Raw genomic sequence first — 20,383 nt, 5'->3', positions numbered from 1 at the left:
ATTTTATGGCGGTGGTGAAGAACCGGCTGTTATTAATGCTTTATCTGCTGGATAACAGCGATCAGCCGCTGCAAGCCAGACAGCTGGCGGCGATGGCCGGCGTCAGCGAACGCACGGTGAAAAACGATATGGCGGAGCTGCGCGAGCTGGCGCAGGCCAGCGGCGTTGAAATTCTGACCCGCAAAGGCAAGGGCTATTTGCTTCAGGTTCTGGATCATGCGGTGTACGATCCGGTCCGCGAACAGCTTCAGATCCGCTTCAGTACGATGAATTACACTAAAAGTGAAATTGTCGGCCGCACCAATGACATCGTCCGCCGGCTGATCGTCGCGCCCCGCTACCTGACCTTCGACGCGATTTCCGATCAGCTCTTTTTGTCGCGGCGCACGCTGCAGGCACAGCTGCGGGAAGTCCGCCAATGTCTGGAAGCCTTCGGTCTGACGCTGCAGTCCCGGCCGAAGTACGGCGTCAAGGTCACCGGCGAGGAATTTCAGCGCCGGCTGTGCATGCTCGAATTGTATGAGATCCATTATTATAAAGCGGTTTCGTTTTTGAATTACGATGAATACGTGCAGTATTTTGACGTGGATGAAGAGGAACGCAACGAGATCCGGCATATTTTCCTGCGCGTGCTGCGGGAGAGCGGGATTGCGATCAGCGACACCTACACAAACCGCATTGCCTGGTATCTGGTGCTGGCGCGCAACCGCATCAAGGCCGGATTTGCCGTGTCCATGGATGAAGCGAAGATGACTTATCTGCGCTCCTTTGACGAGGCGCAGATCGCGATCAGGATCGTCGCTGCGCTTCAGGCTGCCTATTCGGGTTTTGAGCTGCCCGAGGAGGAGGTGCTGGCGATCGCGGTGATCCTGCTTTGCTGGAACGATCCGATCGACAGCCCGCAGCTGCCTCAGCGGTATCCCGGCTGTTATCAGCTGGCTTGCGAGCTGGCAGACAAGATCGCGCAGGGCTTGAAAACAAGCTGGAGCGTGGATTTCGCGGCGCTGCCGGATTATGGCCGCGTGATGATCCCGGGCCTGATCCCGCTGCTGTTCTGCGATTCGCTCAACTTCCGTTATCTGGTCCTTGGCTCGCATGTCGACAACAACGGCATCCGCTACTCTCCCGTTTGCGAAGCACTGGCCGTCAGCGCCGCACAGATACTGGAGACCCATCTGTCCGTGCCGGTCACCGACATGGATGTCAACATGCTCGCAGTGCGCTTTTTCACGCTGATCGACGCCGTCCCTTATCCATATAAAAAACGCCGCGTTTTGATCTGCAGCCGCAATGGTCAGGTCGCCTCGGAGATCATCCGCAACCGCCTGCTGCGGCGTTTTCGCAAGCGCTGGTTTGAAACGGTCGACATCTATGAATTTTATGAGGTGCGCGGGCTCGATCAAAGCCAATATGACTGCCTGCTGCTGAACTTTCCATCTTATAGTTACCGCTATACGATTCCCTACATGGTGATTAATCAGATTCCGGAAGCCCGCGAATTCAATCAGTTTTTCAACACGGTGATCATGGACGGCTATCAGCTGCAGCCGCTGCTCGATCAATTCGACTGGGATACCGCCAGCTTTTATCCGGAATTTGAATATGACGGCAAGGAAGCCTTCATCCATCTGATCAGCTACAAAAACGGCCGCGATTACTACGCCGTGCAGAAAATGGAGGAAGAGCTGACGCGGGTGCGCGATTTCCGCGTGGTGCACCAGACCGTGATCATCGTCCAAAGCCGCCAGTACACCCGCCGCAACAGCTTTGAGATCTACCGGTTAAGCAAACCGGGCGTGTGGGAAAAGAAAGAGATCCGCTATCTGATCTACATCACCGCCGATTTCGCCGCGGGCTTGCAAAGCTTACGGTTTCTCGATCAGGCCGCGCATCAGCTGGCGGTCGATCAGGAAAACATCGAGGCCCTGTTGAAAACCCGGGATTTAAGCCTGTTGATCAACGCGGTGAAGCGCTGTCTGCAGGCCGGCGGCGGGATGTTTGAAGTGTAAAAAATAAAAACGGCGCAAAAAATTACCTCTGACTAAGGGCAAATGATGAACATTGCCCTTTTTTTGTCCTGTTTTTCCATGAGGTAATTCATTCTGAAAGCGCTTATAATCCAGTTGTAAAGATAAACGCGCGCTTATCTTCTAAACGGAAATTCGAAGTCCGGCTCACTTTGGAATCCGTTGCCCTGCAGCTTTTGTGTCCGGGGGACAGGCCAACCGATCTTTCCCGGATGAGAGGAGGAAGAGTATGATCAAAATGTTTCGGATCGACGAACGGCTGATTCACGGCCAGATCGCGATCAAATGGTCGCGGCACACCGGCGTCGATCACATCGTCGTCGGCAACGATGCCGCTGCCAACAGTCCGATTATCCAGAAAAGTTTGAAAATGGCCGCGCCCGCCGGCATCAAAACCGCGATCCGCAGCGTGGACGACGCGATCGCCCTGCTTCAGGATCCGCGTTGTGAAGCGATGAAAATCCTGATGCTGGTCAACAGCCCCGAGGACGCCGAGCGCGTCGTGGCGGCCGTCAGCGGCATCCCGTACATCAACATCGGCAACTACGGCCGGATCGCTCCGGAAAAACCGGGCATGCCGCGCAAGCGCTATGGCAACAACATCTATTGCGACCAGGTGGAAGTGGAGAGCTTCAAGCATCTGATCGCGACTGGCTTGAAATGTATCTATCAGACGACTCCGGAGGAGCCGGCCGAGGATATTACCAACCTGTTTAAATAAGAGGAGGAAAAAAGGATGATTCAAAGTGCGTTATTAGTCATGCTTGCATGGCTGATCGTCAACGGCGTCGACCGCGTGATGTCGTGGCAGACCTTCGCCCGTCCGATCGTGACGGCGGCGATTACCGGCCTGGTTTTAGGGGATTTGACAACTGGCGTAGTCATGGGGGCTTCGCTGGAAGCGATTTTCATGGGGATTTCCGCAATCGGCGGATCAGTGCCGGCGGATGCGTGTTCGGCTTCGATCATCGCCGTGGCGATGACGATTCTGACCGGCGTTGATACGGAAACCGGTCTGGCGCTGGCGATGCCGATCGGCACGCTGATGGCGACCGTCGGGGAAATGTATAAACCGGTGCTGGCTTCCTTAGCGCCGTATTGGGAACATCTGGCGGGAACCGGCAACATGAAGAGCTTCCGCATTCAGACCATTTTGTGCGGTTTGTTCGTCGACCGTCTGCCGCAGACGATCATTCTGTTTCTGGCCGTCGCCTTTGGGGTCGAGGGCTTGCAGAGTGTGATCGGCAACCTGCCGGCATGGGTCATGAGCGGCCTGTCGGCGGCCTCGGGCATGATGACGGGCGTCGGCTTCGCCATTCTGACGTCGATGATCTGGGACAAGGAAATCGGCGGTTTCTTCTTCGTCGGCTTCGTCCTGTCGAAATATCTGGGCTTAGGCCAGCTGCCGATCGCGATCATCATGGCGGTCGTCGCAATCATGTACTTCTACAATGATAAAAAGCTGCTGGACGCCAAGACGGCCAACGCCGCCGCGGCCAGCGCGAACGGGAATAACGAGGAGGATTTCTTCTAATGGCGAAAATGGAATTGTCCGCACAGGAAAAGAAAACGCTGAAATCCATGTTCTGGAATTCCGGACTGGTGTTCTGCGGCTTCAATATGGTTAAGATGGAAGGCAACGCCTTCACCTGCACGATGGCTCCGGCCATCGAGGAGCTTTACAGCGATCCGGAAGAGCGTAAGCAGGCGCTGGTCCGGCATAATAACTTCTTCAACACTCACGCCGTGCTGTTCAGCTTCATCGCCGGTCTGGCCTACGCGCTGGAGCGGGAAAAGGTGACCAAGGGCAGCGTTGACGACGATACGATTGAAAACATCAAGGTCGCGTTGATGGGACCGACCGCCGGGATCGGCGACGCGTTCTTCTTCAACTGTGTGCGCGTTATCGCCGCGGGAATCGGCATCGGCTTATGCGCCGAAGGCAATCTGTTAGGCGTGTTGATCTTCGTGCTGCTTTACGGCGGTTCGCAGGTCGTCGCGCGTTGGTATCTGTTGAAAATCGGCTATACGATGGGCACCTCGTTCATCGACTCGATCTTCTCCTCCGGTTTAATGACGTCGCTGACCAAATCAGCGGCTATCCTGGGCTTAAGCATGGTCGGCGCGATGGTCGCTTCGATGGTGAACGTCAAGCTGGCCTGGACGATTCAGGTCGGTCAGACCTCGGTCGTCGTCCTCGACGTCGTCAACTCGATTATGCCGGGGATCCTGTCGGTCGCGCTGGTCTTCGGTCTGGTCGCGTTAATTAAAAAGGGCGTACGTCCGGTGACGCTGGTTCTGGGAATTCTCGTTCTCAGCGTGGCGCTGGCGTTCTTCGGAATCTTCTAAGGAAAGAAGGAAGGGCTGCCAGCGCAGCCCTTTGTGTTTTCTTCTTCCGATCTCATCAAAGCTTGATAGAAAACAAATCATAATAAAGGAGAAATAATGAAAACGATATTAAAAAGCGAACGCATTCTCTGGAACGGACAGTGGCAGTCCGGCGCGATGATCATTGAAGCAGGCAAGCTTACCGGCTTCACGCAGGATCCGCAGCTTCTGGCCGAAGCGGTGGATTACGGTAATCAGCGGATTATCCCGGGCATCTTTGACACCCACAATCACGGCACGCATGGCTACGGCTTATCCGGGCAGGTCAGCGCGGATCCGCAGGTGCAGAAACCGATCATCCGGCATTATCTGAAGGCGTTGGGTTCTCAGGGCGTCACCAGCATTTTCCCAACCTGCGCGGTTTCCATGATCCGCAGCGTCAGCGAAGTGGCGGACGAGAACAACGAAGGCGCGGACATCGTCGGTATCCACAGCGAAGGCCCATGGCTGAACCGGGTCGGGGAAAAAGGAATCCGCACCGGCTGGCCGGAGGTATCGCTGGCCACGGCGAAGCAGATGGTCGCCGATGGTCAGGGCAAACTGAAGCTGGTTGCGCTGGCTCCGGAAATCCCGGGGATCGATCCGATCATCGACTATTTCCTGTCCGAAGGCGTGACGCTGGCCTACGCTCACAGCGACTGCACGTATGACGAAGCGATGGCGGCGTATGCCCGGGGCCTCAGCGTCGCGACGCATACCGGCAACGTCATGACCGGACTGCATCATCGCGATATCGGCGGTCTGGGCGCGGCTTTAAATAATGAAAACGTCGAGTGCGAAGTCATCTGCGACGGGCTGCATATCAGTCTGGAAATGCTGAAGCTGTACTTCAAGCTGAAGGATCCGTCGCGGTTTATGATGATCTCCGATTGTTCCGGGATGGCCGGAGCGCCGATCGGGCAATATAAGGGATGGCATCCGGGCATGATCATTTCGATTACGCCGGAGGGTTTCTGCCTGAGCGATACCGGCCGGCTGTGCGGCAGCTCCAAACCGGTGCTTTATGGCATCGGCAATCTGGTGGAAAAGCTGGGCATGCCGATGAGCACAGTCAGCCGCATGGCTTCGCTCAACCCGGCGAAGAAGTATGGACTGGCTGACCGCAAGGGTTCGCTGGAGGTCGGTAAGGACGCTGACTGCGTCGTCATCACCGACGATTACCAGGCGGTGGCCACGTATGTGCGCGGCCGCAAGGTGTATGACTGCCAGACCGATACCGATCTGTTTAACCCGGAATTCTACCGCGAGATGCGGATCGAGGAAAACGCATGAGGACCGTACTGCGCTCGCGCCGGATCGTCACGGAGCAGGGCATCGTTGACGGTGTCATCGAGATTGAAGACGGTAAGATCGTGCGGATCGGCCCGGCGGCGGGGCCGGCAGATCTTGATTTTGAAGATCAGCGGATCATCCCGGGCATCATTGATATTCATAACCACGGCTTCGGCGGCTGGTCGATGACCGATCCGGCGAAGGAGAAAGACGTGAAGGGATTTGCCAAGGCCGTCGCGTCGGTCGGGGTGACCGGCGTGCTGCCGACCGCCAAGGAAGAAGCATTTGAGGCCATCGCCGACTGTACCGGACAGCCGCTGGACGGCGCGCGGATTTACGGCGTGCATTCCGAAGGTCCGTTCTGGGCGCGCGGCGGCGAGAATACGGTCGGCGAGGATTACCCGCTGCCGGACGTCGCGGAAGCCCGGCGCTTGATCGACAAGGCCAAAGGCAAGATGGTCATGATGGCGATCGCGCCGGAGCTGCCGAAGGCCTACGACGTCATCCGCCTGCTTCATCAAAAGGGAATTAAAGTCGCGTCCGCGCACACGAAAGCCTATGCCGAGGATATCCGCAAAGCGATGGATGAGGTCGGTCTGGATATCGTCACGCACCTGTGCAACGGGATGCGCGGCATTCATCATCGTAATGTCGGGGCGCTGGGCCAGTATTTGTTGGAAGACAATCTGCGCTACGAGCTGATCACCGACCTGAATCATGTCTGCAAGGAAATGATCCAGATCTGCCTGCGGATGCAGCCGGTCGAGAAGTTCTGCCTGATTTCGGATTCCAATTATATCGCCGGTTTGCCGACGGGACATTACATGCGCTACAACAAAGAGATGATCGCCGATGAAAAGGGGCTGATTCTCGATCTGCACGGCCGGATCTGCGGCAGCGGCAAGTGGGTGCTGTATAATATCGGACAGCTGGTCAACATCGTTGGCGTATCGCTGGAGGACGCGGTGCAGATGGCGTCGCTCAATCCCGCCCGCTTCTTGGGGCTTGATCCGGTCACAGGATCGCTGGCTGAGGGCAAAAACGCCGATCTGGCGGTCATCAGCGACGATTATGAATGCGTGCTGACGATGGTCGAAGGGCGAATTGTTTATGACCGCGCAAAGGACACTTCAGTGTTCAATCCGGAAGCGATGAAGCGCAAGATCGCTTAATTGAGGATGGCGTGCGATGAAACGTTGTCTTGTGAAGGCTGACGATTACGGATTTACCGAAGCGATCAGTCTGGGAATTTTAAAAGCGTACCGCGAAGGGATTGTGCGCAGCACCGGTGTGATGATCAACATGCCGGCCGCACCGGCCGCCCTGGGCTGGCTGCGCGAAGCCGAGGGCTTATGCCTGGGGCTGCATATCAACATCGTCGTCGGAAAACCGACTGCCGATCCGGCATTGATTCCGGATCTGATCGACGAGCAGGGCAATTTCCACAGCTCTAAAATGTACCGGGCAGAACTGGCCGCGGGCCGGGATCCGATTCCTGATCTGGATCAGGCGGTGGCGGAGGTGGACGGGCAGATCCGCAGGTTTATTACGCTGACGGGCCGCCGTCCGGAATATCTGGAAGGGCACGCGGTTCGTTCGCCGCATCTATTGGAAGCGATGGCGCTGTTGGCAAAGCGGTACGATCTGCCGCATGTGTCCTATCTGGAAAACCGCGACCATAAACTGACAGAACGGCCGCAGCGGGCCGCTTCAATCTATCCCTTTTATGATCAGGGAGTGGAGCCGGCGGCGTATTTTACCGAAGATCTCGGCGGGATCGCGGAGCTGCCGCTGTCGCTGGTGACGCTGCATCCCGGCTATCTCGACCGGGAAATTTACCGGCTGTCCTCGTTTACCGACGTGCGGATCAACGATCTGGAAGCGGCGATGGCCCCGGAAGTGAAGGCCTGGTTTGCAGAAAAGAACATCGCGCTGATCTCTTTCCGCGACATCACCCAATATTAAGAAGAAAACGGCTTCGCAGGGAGCCGTTTTTTCACATGAGCGGACACATGGAGAAATTCTGCGGCCGCTCTTTTATTCTTGCGGATGAAGAAGCGCTGACGGCTTTGAAATTCATGACAACCGACGTTTTGACGCGCTGTCTTTATTCCTCAAAGAGCGCGGCTATTTCAGGCCGGACTTGCTTTTGATCCATTCCGTCGCCGGCCAATTCATCCAAAGAGACATGCAGCGCGTTGGCGATGTTTTTGATTTTCGCGTGGGCGAGCTTGGTGCGGGCGTTTTCCGCGTTGCTGAGATGCTGGATGGAAAGACCTGCGGCTTCGGCCAGCTGTTCCTGAGTCATCCGGCGGTACTTGCGCAGGATTCGGATACGCCGGCCTAAAACAACATAATTGACGTCATTCATAACTATTCACTTCCTTCGTGATTATTGTAGCGGGAATTGAACAAAAAGGTAATAAACTGGATGAATAAATAATGATTTTCCATTCGATTTTTTCTTCTTTTTCATATTTTTATGTTACTTTTTTTAAACGTTACAATCTGCGCTTAAATACGACTATAAAAAGAGAGCGTATGTTTATTTTAAACAACGATGTAATTTTAATAATGCAATAATAAATGGTTTAATTAATCTTGGAATTACTTGTATATAAATAAAGGTAAAAATTATATGAATTAATTCTTCGTTTCTGCTTTCGGTGAGATTGAGGTGATGGTTTCTGATGAAAGAAGAAATTGTACGATTAATTAGATAAAAAGGAAGTAAGAAAAAAGGAAGAATAAAGGAAGGGTTTTTATACAAAAAAAGCCCGCTGGATAAGAAGCGGGCTGAACGGGCGATTTAAAACAACTGGAAGGTGTCGGATGCGTGGAACTGCAGGGCGGCAGTCTGGCCGTTCAGGTCTGCTTTGTCCTGCTTCAGCTGACAGACAAGGGAATACAACGAGCTGAGTCCGATCAGCTGCCGGAACAGATCGTTGTCAAATTCCTCACTGCCAAACCCCGCGTAGACCGCTTCCTTCATCCAGGCATAGGCGGTCAGCTGGAAAAGCGTGACGGGAATCACCTGATTTTTGCAATACAGCGTCAGCTGTTCGTCGACGATCAATTCAGAAAAGGCGTTTTCCGCGCAGATTTCCGGCAGAAAGAACCGGAACAGCTCGGCCAGGGAGGGGTCGTTGAGATCTTTACTCAGGATTTGTCCATAGCGTCCCAGCTTCTCAGCCGTGTCGCAGGCCTGAAACAGCCGCATCGCTTTGATCGTCGCTTCTGTAATCTGTTGCTTGGTATACGGGAAAACGGCAGAATGCTCAGGATCCTGTTCTAATATAAAGATTTGTTTGCGGGAAACAAACTGTGTATTGTCCCACTTTTCCACAATCCGGGCCAGTGCTTCGCTTAAAAACCGGCAGACAACGTCGTTGACGCGGCATTCCGCCGTAACGCTGCCGTCGGCCTGACGCGCGCCATAGATCTTGATGAACGTGATCTTCCGGCTGCCGAGCACTCGCGGCAGCTGGCTTTTCAACGCGTTCCAGAAATCCAGCCGGTGATCGCCGGACAGCGGCTGGCCCATACCGACGATCTCACTCTGGATGCAGTTCCATTTCCGTTCTTTCCCGCCGAACTCGCTGGTCAGCTGCAGGACGGATTCTCCCCGCATCAGGGTGATCACCGCCGCCATCATGCCGAATAAGAAGCTGGCGGCCGCCGCGCCGATCGCCTGATCCGGATCCTGTCCCGCCCCCGCGCAGCATTCCACGACCGGTTCGTCAAACCGCGGGCATTCGATCGTAAACGTACAGACGGCCATGACCCGCTCGTCCAGGGCATCGACGCGGGCGGATACCCGCAGGTTCCAGCGCTCAAATACGAGCTGTCCGTTTTGGATTTCGTTGTGCTCCATCGTTCCGCAGACAGTGCTCAGCTGCTGAAGCAGCCGGGCGTTTTCTCTTTCAAATGATTGATTTTCCATGAATTCACTCCTCAACCTTTTTATTGTAGCGCCCCAACCGGAATTTCCGCAAGGAAAAACCGGGTTTTCTTGAAGTCGGGGGGAATTATTTTTATAATGAAGAAAAAGAGTGAGCGGAGCGGATCCACGACAGGAAAGGATCCGCAGGGTGAAATCTGGAAAGAAGACAGCGGGATCAAGCGCGAAGGAGGAGCAGGATGGAAAAGACGTGGTGGAAGGAAGCGGTCGGTTATCAGATCCTGCCGAAGACATTTTATGACAGTAATCATGATGGAATCGGCGATCTGCGCGGCATCATCGCCAAGCTGGATTATTTCAAGGCGCTGGGCGTGACGCTGTTGTGGATCGGTCCGTTTTACCCATCGCCGATGGATGATAACGGCTATGACGTCAGCGATTTTCTGGACGTCAATCCGATGTTTGGAACCTTGGCGGATGTGCGGGAGCTGATCGCTCAGGCGCACCGGCGGGGTCTGCGGATTATTCTGGATTTGATTTTAAACCACACCTCAGACGAACATCCGTGGTTTATTGAAGCCCGCGCGCATCCGGACAGCCCGGAACATGCTTTCTATATCTGGAAAGAGCCGCGCTATGACGCCGCAGGACGTCCTCAGCCGCCAACCAACTGGGCGAGTTTCTTCGCTGATTCCGCCTGGGCCTATGACGAGCAGGCAGGCCAGTATTACATGAAGATCTTTTCACAGAAAATGCCGGATCTGAACTGGGCGAATCCGATCCTGCGGCAGCGCATGGAGGCGGTCGCGCGGCAATGGCTGGATATGGGAATCGACGGTTTCCGCGTCGATGCGGTGGCGCATTTAGCCCGGGATCCTGAATTTCAGGACAGCGAACTGCCGGTGAACGCGCAGGGGCTGGCCGCGGACTGGTCGAAGTTCTCCAATCTGCCGGCGTTGTTCGATTACCTGCAGGAGTTCAAGCAGACGGTCTTGGCGGGCCGGGACTGTCTGACAATCGGCGAGGTTGGCGGCGGCGCAAGTCCGCAGATGGCGCTGAATTACGCAGACAAGGAAACCGGAGCCTTCAACATGGTGTTTACATTCGATCACTGCTGGTGCAACGGTTTGGAAGGCAAGGAGATCATCACCGAGGCGGACCGGCACGTCGACGTCCGCCAGCTGAAACAGGTGTTCGCTCGTTGGTACGAGGGGCTGGGGGAACGAGCCTGGCCGGCGATTTACTGGATGAATCACGATCTGCCGCGGGTGGTCAGCCAATACGGCGATCCGATCCGCTATCACCGCGAGTCGGCTTCGATGCTGGAAGCGGCGCTGTTATTGATGAAGGGGACGCCGTTTCTTTACAATGGCGAGGAGATCGGCATGACCAACGTCGATTATTCAAGTCTGGAGGATTTCCACGACGTATGGGTCGCCAATTACGTAAAAGAAGCCCGCTCCCGGTTGAGCGAGGAACAGATCCTGGAATATGAACGGCGAACCTCGCGGGTCAACGCGCGCACGCCGATGCAGTGGAGCGCGGAGACGTATGCCGGGTTTTCCACGGTCGAACCGGCGGAGAAAGTGATCGGCAATTATCGGGAAATCAACGTTGCCGCCCAGCAGGCCGATCCCTATTCCGTGCTGAATCTGACGCGGCGGTTAATCCAGCTGCGCTTAAGCGAGGTGGGCAAGCAGCTGTTTGTGTACGGCGGGTTTGAGTTCGTCGAGCCGGAGCATCCGGATTTGTTTATGTACCGCCGGTTCACCGCCACGGAAGAAGCCTGGGTTGTGTGCAACTTCCGCGGGGAAACGATTCCGTTTTCCTTGCCTGAGGAGCGGGGCGAATGTGTCTTTGATAATTATTCCGATCCCGGTTTTGCCGGGGCGCTGCGGCCGTATGAAGCGCGGGTCTGGCTGCGGCGGGAGGATTCCTGATGAACATGCTGGAATTAACCGCAATCTCCAAGCAGTATCCCGGCGGCGTGCAGGCGGTAGATCAGTTCAGCCTGACGCTGAAAGAGGGGGAGCTGGGCGTGCTGGTCGGACCTTCCGGCTGCGGGAAAACGACGACGCTGCGGATGATCGCGGGGCTGGAAACGCCCGATGAGGGAACAATCCGGATCCGGGGGCAGGCGGTTGACGGACAGCGGCCGCAGGATCGGGATGTGGCGATGATGTTTCAATCCAGCGCGCTGTTTCCGTGGCTGAGCGTCGCGGAGAACCTGGCGTTCGGTCTGGCGAAGAAGAACCTTGACCGCCGCGCTCACCGCTCGCAGATCGAAGCGATCGCCCGGCAGCTGCAGCTGGAAGATTTGCTTGAGCGCAAGGCCCGCACCCTTTCCGGCGGCCAGCGGCAGCGGGTTGCGCTGGGACGGGCGCTGCTTAAGGAAGCGGCGGTGCTGTTGATGGATGAGCCGCTCAGCTCGCTGGATCGGCAGCTGCGCTTACAGCTGCAGGATGAAATTCTGCGGTTATGCCGGCAGCGCGGACAGACGGCGCTGATGGTGACGCATGATCAAAGTGAGGCGCTGAACCTCGCGGACCGGCTGGTCGTGATGAATCAGGGCCGGATCGAACAGAACGATATCCCACAGCGGATCGTCACCCAGCCCGCCACGCTGTTTGCGGCGCAGTTTATCGGCGAACGTCCGATCAATCTGTGGACAGTCCGCATCGCTGCTCCTCAATCGTTCTTTCAGCCTTCGCGGATAGTCTGGCCGGCCGGCGCGGACACTGTGGTGATCGGCGTGCGTCCTCAACAGCTGCGGGCCAGAATGATCGGCCCAGCTTCGCAGCCTGAGGCAGAAGCGGCGCTGAGAGGCGAAGCGGTGATCGAACAATTTCACTGGATTGGGGCGCAGTGTTTTGGTTCGGGCAGTCTGGGCGGAAGGCTGGTGGAATTCAGTCTGCCGGAAGGCGCGAACAGTCAGATCGGCGACCGGGTCATTCTGAGCGCTGCGGCGTCCGCACTGCACTTTTTCGATCCGGAAACCGGCCGGCGGTTATCTCACGCTGCCATTCCCTTTTCAAAGTGAAGAAAGATTTGATCTAAGTGAAACGGAAAGATGAAAAAACGAGCGCTCCCTCCAAGGGAGAAGGCTCGTTTTTTAACGTGGACAGGCTGCGGCGCTCAGGCTTTTAAATGGTAGCGCAGCGATGCGGGATTCTGTTCGATCAGGTCCTGTTCCAGCAGCGCCTGCAAAAGATTTTCAGTCTGCGTCTTCGTCAGTCTGAGCTGTGATTCAATCTGATCCGGGGCAACCTCAATTTCCGTTGTGATCAGATCCAGCACACGCTGCTGCAAGGTCTGACGTTTTTGAACTTTGCGGGAAACCGGCAGCCGGAACAATACTTCGCGGCGCTGCGGTTTATCGGTCAGCTCCGGAGCTGACCAGCCTTTCTGCTTCCAGATCGCTTCAATCCGCAAAAGCCCGGTGCCCCGTCCGTCCGCCGCTTTGATCAGATGGAACATCTGGTAGAGAACGGGGTTGGCCGGCATGGATGGACGTCTCAGCTGGCCGCGGTTGACGACCTGAATCTCTTGGGAATCGGCGCGGATTTCAATCTGCGGATGATCCTGATAGTCGGCGTGCGCCAGCGCGTTGACTAACGCCTCGTTGATCGCCCAGGCGATGTCTTTGGGGTGCTGGCTTTGTAATTGCCGGCGGGCGGAGAAATAGAAGTCGCAGGCGTTGTCTTCCTGCCGGCGGGTTTCCAGCAGGTTGTTCAGCTGTAAGCCGGGGAAGGCGCGGGCCAGGGCTTCTTGCCTGCCGAACATCAACAAGCCGGCCCAGGTTGGATGCAGACTGCCGTCCATCGCGAAATAAACCGCGTTGACCTGAAGCAGGAAGCTTAACTCGCAGATGGCATTCCATGGAGAATGGGGATGCGCCTGCCGGTAGCGCTGCCGGTAAGCTTGAATGGAGGACGGCTTGAAATCGTCCAGCACGGCGGAAACGACCGGCGCTCCGTCGGGCAGTTCCCGAAACCGGTTTTCCATCATGATCTGAACCTCGCTGATCTGGCACCGGTAATCTCCTTCCCCACCTCGCCGATAGGTTCCGGAAAAGGGCGAGGAGCCCAGAAATACCGGTTTCTGGCAAGCCAGCGCCCGCGGAATTTCAATCAGTACGATCGGGTGGTCCTGCGCTGTGACAATCTGGACCTGTTCCCTCAAAAGCAGGTTGACGCTGACCAGCTCGGGATTGGCGACGATATGCCAGAATTGCTCGGCCAGCTTCTGCGGATCGGCCAGCGGCACGGACTGAAAATATTTTTCCGGCGTTTCGATCACACCCAAAAGCAGCGCTCCGCCGACTGTGTTGGCGAAGGCTGAATATGTTTCCCACAGACTGTGCGGCAAGCCGCCCTGGGCCCGTTTCGCTTCCAGCCGGTTGTTTTCCCGATACCGGGCCAGCTGTGCCAGTTCAATCATGAACGATCCCCCCTTTCTGTCTTTACAGTAGTCTATTCCCGACGGGATTTCCAGTATTCCTGATCATTTTGTTAAAAAAGATCGACCCCTTCCCAAAGCAAAGCTGCGGACAAGCACGCTGGCAAAACGCGGAGCATCATTGACGCAGAAAAAAAGGGGCGGCTTCAGCGGAGGCACACCGATGAATCCTTGAAACATACCGGTTGATTCTAGTTGATTCTATTAGAAAACGACGAATTCGAAGCTCGCTGTTAAGCACAGCGTCAGGCGAAAATCAACAGAGGAGCTTGAAGGGAGAAGCGCTTTATGATAGAAGCACTTTAAAACAGAATAAAGAATAAAAAAAACCAGCGGCTCAGGCTGGAATTTGAAACGAATTTTGCAAGACGCTGACGGATTAATCAGAGTCAGAATCAGGAATGAATTCCACGATATCCTGAAGCTGACAATCAAGTGCTTTGCACAGATCGTCCAGGGAGGTTGTTTTAACGACGGCATTCTTCTTCATCCGGTTGAGCAGTGATTTGGGAATACCGTAATCCAGGGTCAGTCGATAACAGCTTAACCCCCGTTTCTTCATGGTTTTCCAAAGGTTGTCATAAACAATCATCAGCCAGAAACCTCCTTTGTTCCTTTGCATTTTAGCGTGAAAGCGGTATAATTTATAGGTATAATACAAGACACCTAAAACTAGTCTGATCCGGCGGCGCAGGAAGGATTCAATCTCATTTGCAAACTCAAAAAAGTTGGAAACGTGGCATAATGACAGGAAATATGATAAGATTAACTCAGAAGAAATTGAGGGCGTGAGAAAATGGCGGAAAAGAAAGCTGGCGGAATTGTGCATTTCGTCAGAGAATGGGAACAGAAACGGATGCTTTTGCGGATGCTGGAGGTGCTGGACGACGTCCGCCTTTTGAAGCAGCTGCTGGAGTTTGTGGAGAACAAGCTGACTTTTCTTCAACGTAAACAAAGCTGGCTGCAGCTGCGGCACCGCTCGGGGCTGGCTGAGATCCAAGCTGAAGCGGACTTTCTCAAACAAATGCGGGAGGCCTTGAAAGGCCGGATCAGCCCAATGGAGAATAACGCGACCGCAAAGCTGCTGGGATTGAAGCTCAGGCAATGGCGGGAAGCGAAAGCGATCACGATGCAGGATCTGGCTGAGCGGTCTTATTTTACTTTTGAAGATCTTCAGGCGATTGAAGACGCCGCTTATCCGGCGATGGACAGTCTGGATCTGGAACATCTGATGGAATTGCTGGAAGTGGATTCCCTGGATACTCTGCTGCGGGATCATACCAAGCCGGAAAATAAAACAGGGTATTCGGATGAACATCCCTTATAAATCAGGGATCAGCAACCACGTTTCAAATGGGTAAAGGACAATGATGACAAAAAAATTCTGGATCTGGCTTCATCAGTTTTTTCAGCGAAAATCTCCGCGGGAAAATGCTGCAATTTCAATCGCGAATCAACAACAAATCTGGTTTGAACAATGTGAGCCGGGCTTTCTGGTATGGGCGCAGATGCCGCTGCCATCGGAAGAACTGGCGAAAATTGATCCGGCCCATCGAATTCGTCCATATCTGATTCTTGCCAGGATAAAACAGGAATTGACAGCTAAAGCCTGTTCGTCCAGTCCATATTCCGGTCTGCGGGAATATCAGACAACAATGCTGGCCAGAGATCATCCGCTGGGGAAGCAAACCTATATTGATTTGAAGCACAATGTGACGCTGAGAGCGGAACTGCTGCAAAATAAACCGATTCCCGTAGAACGGCATGATCTGCGCCGGATTCAGAAACATCTTGTATTGATTTCTCAGCTGGATCATATTTATCATCCCTATCTCAATGTGCCGCTGCTTTGGGAGAAGGGGGATATCCTTGAAATTGATCATGATCTGTGGTATCTGCAGGAATTTATCCCCGGGAAACTGCGGTTAATCCGGCTCTGTCATCAATACCGCGCGTACATAGAGGATGCGGGATGGAATCTGTTTTTCTGCGGCCGCCGCGGTTATTTCGCTGATTTTGCCCATCCGGCCGTCTATCAGGGGAAAACCCGGCTGGAACTCGTCCACCGCGCCGCCGCTCATGAAATCGCCTATGCGGATTATTGCCAGACCCAGGGTAAGGATCAGTATATCAAGTGGGTGCCGGGGTATATCGTGAAGCGGGAGGATGAAACGTATATCGTTCTGTCCAGGTTAGAGCGCGGCTGGTTCTGCCTGGAATGGCACCGCAGCCGGAAGAAGTGGCGGACGCGGTGTGTCCGGGATTTCAACGGGATGGAATGCGTGGGAAAAGTCCGGCGGCTGAAACTGCGGACGTTGATCGCATCGTTGATGAATTCCGGAATCGTACTGATGGAAGAACTGGATCCAACGCTGCTTGACTATCTGGGTGGGCAGGAATTGGATTGGGAAACGTTAAAGAGGGAAGCGGGGATGGCGGTGCTGATCAAAGGGATCAACCGGGCCGCTGCATAAATCTTTTTCGTCGAAGCCGATCCGGGAAAAGCGGAAATCCATTCGGATCGAGGATGTTTTGACCTTCGTCAGGCCAGAAGGGGATAAAGAAAAAATCCGTTCCTTTTCCCAATGCAGATTGGGTAAGAAACGGATTTTGTTTAAAAAGAATTGGAATCGGATCCAGCTTCGTTTTGTGAAAAGGAATGCTTAACCGATGTTGCTTACTTGGCGGACAGGGCGATGAATTCGTCGATCATGGTCTCCACAATCGCCAGAGAATCGCGCCAGAAATCCGGCTTGGTGATGTCGATGCCCGCCATTGCCGCCACGTCCTCGACACTGCTGACGGTCGTCGCTTCCAACAGGCGGTTGTACTTATCGACAAAGGCCGGGCCTTCCTTCTGATACTGCGCGTACAGACCCTTGGCAAACAGGCAGCCGAAGGCGTATGGGAAATTGTAGAAGTTTAAGCCGGCGTCGTAATAATGGCTCTTGCAGATCCACATATATGGATGCAGCTGGCTGTGATCGAGACCCGTGCCGTAGGCTTTCTTCTGTGCCCGCAGCATGATGTCTTCCAGATCGTCGCTGAACAGGAAGCCATCCTTGCGCTTTTCCACAACCTCCGTTTCGAACAGATAGCGGGAGTAGATATCGCAGATGACCTGCGTAACATCCTGCAGCGTGCTTTCGATCAACATCATCTTTTCCTCGTCGCTGGCAGCGTCGCGGATCGCAGCGTTCATGATGACCGTTTCATTAAAGGTTGAGGCGGTTTCCGCGACCGGCATCGAATAGCGGGTGTTCAGCGGACTGTGGTTTTCAATCCGGTGGCCGTGATAGGCGTGACCCAGCTCGTGCGCCAGCGTGACGACGTCGCTGAGCGAACCGTCAAAGTTGGTCAGCACGCGGCTCTGCTTCAGCATCGGCAGGTTGCAGCAGAAAGCACCGCCGACCTTGCCCTTGCGCGGGAAGAAGTCGATCCACTCCTCGTCGAAGGCACGCTCGATGATCCCGGCGACATCCTTGGAGAATGGCGTGAAGTTCTGGATCAGATACGCTTTCGCTTCATCGGTAGTGAAGGTGCGGGTGCTTTTGCCCATCAAGGCGAACAGTTCGTAAAACGGCAGGCCGTCGGTGTAGCCGAGCAGCTCTGCTTTATGCCGCAGATAAGCGTGGAAGCGCGGCAGCGCTTCGTCAATCGCCGTGAACATTGCGTCCAGCGTTTCCTTCCGCATGCGGGAATTGAACAGCGTCATGTCCAGGACGGAATCGAAGTGACGCAGCTCGCTGACGGTGTTCGCTTCGCCTTTGATCGAATTCAGCGCGAAGCAGACGGCGTCCTTGATTTTATCATAAGCTTTTAATTCCGCTTCATAGGCTTTTTTACGAACGGTTGGATCGGTGCTGTAAGCGAGGTTGCGGATCGAGGATAACGTATAATCCTGACCGTCCATCGTGACGGCGACCGTCGAGGTCATGTATTCCTGCAGCTGTGCCCAGGCGTTGGAACCGTTCAGCTCCATCTTTCCGATCGCGTCCTCGACCTCGTCGCTTAACGTATGCGCGGCATGGCTGCGGATTTCCTGCAGCCAGAAGGCATGCTGCTGAAACAGCGGGTCGCTGGGGATCAGCGCGTCCAGATCCTGCGCCGCGATCCATTTCTGAAAGCGGGTTGAAGCCAGCGCCGACTGGCTGGTCTTGATCTGAAAGCGGGAATTCATGGAAACGGTTTGCTGATCGGCGGTGTTGGCGGACTGGCGCAGCGAGAGATATGCGCCCAGCCGGCGGGTCAGCGTCTGGTAGGCGGACAGCTGTTCAATGATCGCTTTCAGCGTCGAGTGCGGATCGCGCTGATTGAGGCTTTCCGCCAGCGCGTTCATCGCGTTGATGTGGGTGTCCAAGGCGGCGAAATCCTGTTGGAAGGCTTCGCTGTCATAGCCGGTGTAGAGATCGTTCAAATTCCATTCTTTCATTTGTTAATCCTCCTGTTTTTTCGGATGCCGTACAATTCCCAGCAAGACGATCGCCAGGAACATGCCGGCGGCCATCCCCGCGCTGTCGATCAGCATATCCCGCAGCTCGCAGCTGCGGCCGGCGGAAAACCGCTGCAGATTCTCATCCAGAACCGGGATGATGAAAAACGGCAGCAGCGCCGCTTTGCCCTTCATCCACGACCAGGGCTGAAGCCGGTAGGCGGCGGCGATCAGGCAGCCCAACAAAGCATATTCGCTGAAGTGCGCCAGCTTGCGGATCACGAAGTTTAAAAAATCCGTTTCCGGATGCAGGCCGACGGTATCCAATACCGGCCGGACCCATTCGCTGACCGTCAGGCTCATGCCGTTGGACGTGCCGGCGGAAGCAGCGGAATTGGAAAAAATAAAGATTACCATTAAAACGACAAGCAGCCAACAACTTTTCTTTTTCATCTTCCGCTCCTTTCTGACTTCCTGTATTATAAACCAACTTTTCCGGTAAAGAAAGAACCATGATATAATGAAACGACAGTGAAGGAGGAATCGCTTTTGGAAATGAAGAAAATGGTCCGGGACCTGCCCTGGGTTCTGATCGGCAATTTTATGCTGGCGCTGGCCGTCGCGATGTTTATCTTACCCTATAATATTCTTTCCGGCGGCGTGGCCGGCATCGCGGTCGCTTTGCAGCCGGTGTTTCATATTGAACCGACGCTGATGGTCAACGGTCTGGTGCTGGGGATGTTTGTGCTGGGCACGGTGTTTCTGGGAAAAGACTTTGCCGTGAAAACAGTGATCAGTTCGCTGGTGTATCCGGTCTATTTGACGATCATCACGCCGTTTGTCCCGCTGCTGCAGCTGGATCCCATCCTGGCTTCGCTCTATGGCGGACTGCTGGCGGGTGTCGGTATAGGGCTGGTGCTGCGGACCGGCGCGAGTACCGGAGGGATGGATATTCCGCCGTTAATCGTCAACAAATATACCGGGATTAAGATTTCAACACTGGTGTTGATCACCGACGCGCTGACAGTCGGACTGGGCTTGTTCACCTATGGTCTGGAAGCAGTGCTGATCGGCTTTATTTCCGTCTGGGGCACCTCGTTTGGGATCGACAAGATGCTGACGCTGGGCGGCGGCAACGCGAAGGCTGTGCAAATCATTTCGGAGGCGCACGCGCAGATCAATGCCGCGATCCAATCCGAGCTGGATCGGGGAACGACGCTGAGCGACGCGACGGGCGGTTATACCGGAGCACTCCGCAAGGTGATTCTGGTCGTTGTGGAAAAGAAGGAATATCCGAAGCTGCTGGAACTGGTCAACCGGTTTGACGAAAACGCCTTTATGATTACCAGCGACGCAACGGATGTGCATGGAGAAGGCTTCACATTGGAATTCAAGGTCTAGGGAAGTGCTGAAAGCTCAGGATATAAGCCGGTCATAAGTCTGTTGAATCCGCAAAAACGATGGGAAAACGCCTTGGGATCATGGAAGTGCAGTGTAAATGAAAAAGGAAACAGAAGCGGCGCGAAAAGGAAGACGCGCCTTTTTTGTTCCCGCGAAGTCCATTCCGGCTTCATTTTGGGTTTCAGCGAATTGGGCTTAACAGGACAATGCGGCGAGCTAATAATAAAGTAATATTGAACGGTGGTTAAAATGTAAGAAATCCCAAACATTTTTATTCTATATGGAAAGATTAACCCATGATATAATAAGAACAAATGAGGTGCGGAAAATGCTGGAATTGAAACATATCGCAAAAACATATAAAAATGGCGTAAACGCCCTTTACAATATTAACTTGAAAATTGATCAGGGGGAGTTTGTCTATATTATCGGGCCGACCGGCTCGGGCAAATCGACGCTGATCAAGCTGCTGGACGGCGAGGAAATCCCGACCAAAGGCAAGGT

At 54.6% G+C, this 20,383-nt stretch carries 19 protein-coding genes; 13 read left to right on the top strand and 6 right to left on the bottom strand.

Annotation, left to right across the window (positions count from 1 at the left end):
* The first annotated feature begins 5 nt into the window (after window positions 1-5).
* From I2D94_RS15465 to I2D94_RS15435, 7 genes are all read left to right on the top strand, one after another.
* On the top strand, window positions 6-2,009 hold the full coding sequence (locus I2D94_RS15465) for an HTH domain-containing protein (protein ID WP_195397568.1): 2,004 nt from the start codon (window positions 6-8) through the stop codon (window positions 2,007-2,009).
* 247 nt (window positions 2,010-2,256) lie between these two features.
* Complete coding sequence (locus I2D94_RS15460) at window positions 2,257-2,748, top strand: PTS sugar transporter subunit IIB (RefSeq protein ID WP_072685618.1); 492 nt, start codon at window positions 2,257-2,259, stop codon at window positions 2,746-2,748.
* A gap of 15 nt (window positions 2,749-2,763) precedes the next feature.
* The gene (locus I2D94_RS15455; protein WP_072685619.1) at window positions 2,764-3,561 is read left to right on the top strand and encodes a PTS sugar transporter subunit IIC; all 798 of its coding nucleotides are present in this window, start codon (window positions 2,764-2,766) and stop codon (window positions 3,559-3,561) included.
* Window positions 3,561-4,376 (top strand): PTS system mannose/fructose/sorbose family transporter subunit IID, encoded by an 816-nt coding sequence (locus I2D94_RS15450; protein WP_006057502.1) that lies wholly within the window; start codon window positions 3,561-3,563, stop codon window positions 4,374-4,376. The genes I2D94_RS15455 and I2D94_RS15450 overlap by 1 nt, the downstream gene beginning before the upstream one ends.
* A 96-nt stretch (window positions 4,377-4,472) precedes the next feature.
* Entirely contained in the window at window positions 4,473-5,687 is a 1,215-nt protein-coding gene (locus I2D94_RS15445; protein WP_195397567.1) for an N-acetylglucosamine-6-phosphate deacetylase, read from the top strand.
* On the top strand, window positions 5,684-6,859 hold the full coding sequence (locus tag I2D94_RS15440) for an N-acetylglucosamine-6-phosphate deacetylase (RefSeq protein ID WP_195397566.1): 1,176 nt from the start codon (window positions 5,684-5,686) through the stop codon (window positions 6,857-6,859). Before I2D94_RS15445 ends, I2D94_RS15440 begins: the two co-directional genes overlap by 4 nt.
* 16 nt (window positions 6,860-6,875) lie before the next feature.
* Window positions 6,876-7,652 (top strand): ChbG/HpnK family deacetylase, encoded by a 777-nt coding sequence (locus I2D94_RS15435; RefSeq protein ID WP_195397565.1) that lies wholly within the window; start codon window positions 6,876-6,878, stop codon window positions 7,650-7,652.
* 142 nt (window positions 7,653-7,794) lie between these two features.
* Here I2D94_RS15435 and I2D94_RS15430 read toward each other — a convergent pair whose 3' ends face one another.
* Together I2D94_RS15430 and I2D94_RS15425 are read right to left on the bottom strand one after the other, a co-directional pair.
* Window positions 7,795-8,058, bottom strand: a complete 264-nt coding sequence (locus I2D94_RS15430) for a helix-turn-helix domain-containing protein (RefSeq protein WP_072685623.1) — start codon at window positions 8,056-8,058, stop codon at window positions 7,795-7,797.
* A gap of 438 nt (window positions 8,059-8,496) precedes the next feature.
* Window positions 8,497-9,630, bottom strand: coding sequence for a DUF6348 family protein (locus I2D94_RS15425; RefSeq protein WP_195397564.1), 1,134 nt, complete (start codon window positions 9,628-9,630; stop codon window positions 8,497-8,499).
* Window positions 9,631-9,827: 197 nt separating this feature from the next.
* Between I2D94_RS15425 and I2D94_RS15420 the strand changes: the two genes are divergently transcribed.
* Together I2D94_RS15420 and I2D94_RS15415 are read left to right on the top strand one after the other, a co-directional pair.
* Complete coding sequence (locus tag I2D94_RS15420) at window positions 9,828-11,528, top strand: alpha-glucosidase (protein WP_195397563.1); 1,701 nt, start codon at window positions 9,828-9,830, stop codon at window positions 11,526-11,528.
* Complete coding sequence (locus I2D94_RS15415; RefSeq protein ID WP_195397562.1) at window positions 11,528-12,628, top strand: ABC transporter ATP-binding protein; 1,101 nt, start codon at window positions 11,528-11,530, stop codon at window positions 12,626-12,628. The genes I2D94_RS15420 and I2D94_RS15415 overlap by 1 nt, the downstream gene beginning before the upstream one ends.
* 95 nt (window positions 12,629-12,723) lie before the next feature.
* On the opposite strand, the gene I2D94_RS15410 is transcribed toward I2D94_RS15415, so the two are convergent.
* Window positions 12,724-14,028, bottom strand: coding sequence for an RNA-binding domain-containing protein (locus I2D94_RS15410; RefSeq protein ID WP_195397561.1), 1,305 nt, complete (start codon window positions 14,026-14,028; stop codon window positions 12,724-12,726).
* A 397-nt stretch (window positions 14,029-14,425) separates the two neighbouring features.
* Window positions 14,426-14,638, bottom strand: coding sequence for a helix-turn-helix transcriptional regulator (locus I2D94_RS15405; protein WP_072685628.1), 213 nt, complete (start codon window positions 14,636-14,638; stop codon window positions 14,426-14,428).
* Window positions 14,639-14,842: 204 nt separating this feature from the next.
* Between I2D94_RS15405 and I2D94_RS15400 the strand changes: the two genes are divergently transcribed.
* Together I2D94_RS15400 and I2D94_RS15395 are read left to right on the top strand one after the other, a co-directional pair.
* The gene (locus tag I2D94_RS15400) at window positions 14,843-15,373 is read left to right on the top strand and encodes a hypothetical protein (RefSeq protein WP_195397560.1); all 531 of its coding nucleotides are present in this window, start codon (window positions 14,843-14,845) and stop codon (window positions 15,371-15,373) included.
* A 40-nt stretch (window positions 15,374-15,413) separates the two neighbouring features.
* Entirely contained in the window at window positions 15,414-16,520 is a 1,107-nt protein-coding gene (locus I2D94_RS15395; RefSeq protein ID WP_195397559.1) for a hypothetical protein, read from the top strand.
* A gap of 203 nt (window positions 16,521-16,723) precedes the next feature.
* Here the strand turns inward: I2D94_RS15395 and I2D94_RS15390 are convergent, their stop codons facing one another.
* Together I2D94_RS15390 and I2D94_RS15385 are read right to left on the bottom strand one after the other, a co-directional pair.
* Window positions 16,724-18,478 carry a M3 family oligoendopeptidase gene (locus I2D94_RS15390; protein WP_195397558.1) on the bottom strand — a complete coding sequence of 585 codons (1,755 nt, stop codon included), beginning with the start codon at window positions 18,476-18,478 and terminating at the stop codon, window positions 16,724-16,726.
* Window positions 18,479-18,481: 3 nt separating this feature from the next.
* Window positions 18,482-18,931, bottom strand: coding sequence for a VanZ family protein (locus I2D94_RS15385; RefSeq protein ID WP_195397557.1), 450 nt, complete (start codon window positions 18,929-18,931; stop codon window positions 18,482-18,484).
* 102 nt (window positions 18,932-19,033) lie between these two features.
* Between I2D94_RS15385 and I2D94_RS15380 the strand changes: the two genes are divergently transcribed.
* Both I2D94_RS15380 and I2D94_RS15375 read left to right on the top strand, forming a co-directional pair.
* Window positions 19,034-19,879, top strand: a complete 846-nt coding sequence (locus I2D94_RS15380; RefSeq protein WP_195397556.1) for a YitT family protein — start codon at window positions 19,034-19,036, stop codon at window positions 19,877-19,879.
* A 328-nt stretch (window positions 19,880-20,207) separates the two neighbouring features.
* A partial coding sequence (locus I2D94_RS15375; RefSeq protein ID WP_195397555.1) for an ATP-binding cassette domain-containing protein occupies window positions 20,208-20,383 on the top strand: 176 nt, incomplete at its 3' end.

The sequence above is a fragment of the Holdemania sp. 1001302B_160321_E10 genome, from assembly GCF_015552275.1.
In the GTDB taxonomy this organism is placed as follows: domain Bacteria; phylum Bacillota_I; class Bacilli_A; order Erysipelotrichales; family Erysipelotrichaceae; genus Holdemania.
This window is presented reverse-complemented; position numbering and strand designations above follow the sequence as displayed.

Bases quoted from the DNA above. Each gene is read 5' to 3' on its own strand.
- I2D94_RS15465 (WP_195397568.1), top strand. From the start codon at position 6: ATGGCGGTGGTGAAGAACCGGCTGTTATTAATGCTTTATCTGCTGGAT.
- I2D94_RS15460 (WP_072685618.1), top strand. From the start codon at position 2,257: ATGATCAAAATGTTTCGGATCGACGAACGGCTGATTCACGGCCAGATC.
- I2D94_RS15455 (WP_072685619.1), top strand. From the start codon at position 2,764: ATGATTCAAAGTGCGTTATTAGTCATGCTTGCATGGCTGATCGTCAAC.
- I2D94_RS15450 (WP_006057502.1), top strand. From the start codon at position 3,561: ATGGCGAAAATGGAATTGTCCGCACAGGAAAAGAAAACGCTGAAATCC.
- I2D94_RS15445 (WP_195397567.1), top strand. From the start codon at position 4,473: ATGAAAACGATATTAAAAAGCGAACGCATTCTCTGGAACGGACAGTGG.
- I2D94_RS15440 (WP_195397566.1), top strand. From the start codon at position 5,684: ATGAGGACCGTACTGCGCTCGCGCCGGATCGTCACGGAGCAGGGCATC.
- I2D94_RS15435 (WP_195397565.1), top strand. From the start codon at position 6,876: ATGAAACGTTGTCTTGTGAAGGCTGACGATTACGGATTTACCGAAGCG.
- I2D94_RS15430 (WP_072685623.1), bottom strand. From the start codon at position 8,058: ATGAATGACGTCAATTATGTTGTTTTAGGCCGGCGTATCCGAATCCTG.
- I2D94_RS15425 (WP_195397564.1), bottom strand. From the start codon at position 9,630: ATGGAAAATCAATCATTTGAAAGAGAAAACGCCCGGCTGCTTCAGCAG.
- I2D94_RS15420 (WP_195397563.1), top strand. From the start codon at position 9,828: ATGGAAAAGACGTGGTGGAAGGAAGCGGTCGGTTATCAGATCCTGCCG.
- I2D94_RS15415 (WP_195397562.1), top strand. From the start codon at position 11,528: ATGAACATGCTGGAATTAACCGCAATCTCCAAGCAGTATCCCGGCGGC.
- I2D94_RS15410 (WP_195397561.1), bottom strand. From the start codon at position 14,028: ATGATTGAACTGGCACAGCTGGCCCGGTATCGGGAAAACAACCGGCTG.
- I2D94_RS15405 (WP_072685628.1), bottom strand. From the start codon at position 14,638: ATGATTGTTTATGACAACCTTTGGAAAACCATGAAGAAACGGGGGTTA.
- I2D94_RS15400 (WP_195397560.1), top strand. From the start codon at position 14,843: ATGGCGGAAAAGAAAGCTGGCGGAATTGTGCATTTCGTCAGAGAATGG.
- I2D94_RS15395 (WP_195397559.1), top strand. From the start codon at position 15,414: ATGATGACAAAAAAATTCTGGATCTGGCTTCATCAGTTTTTTCAGCGA.
- I2D94_RS15390 (WP_195397558.1), bottom strand. From the start codon at position 18,478: ATGAAAGAATGGAATTTGAACGATCTCTACACCGGCTATGACAGCGAA.
- I2D94_RS15385 (WP_195397557.1), bottom strand. From the start codon at position 18,931: ATGAAAAAGAAAAGTTGTTGGCTGCTTGTCGTTTTAATGGTAATCTTT.
- I2D94_RS15380 (WP_195397556.1), top strand. From the start codon at position 19,034: ATGAAGAAAATGGTCCGGGACCTGCCCTGGGTTCTGATCGGCAATTTT.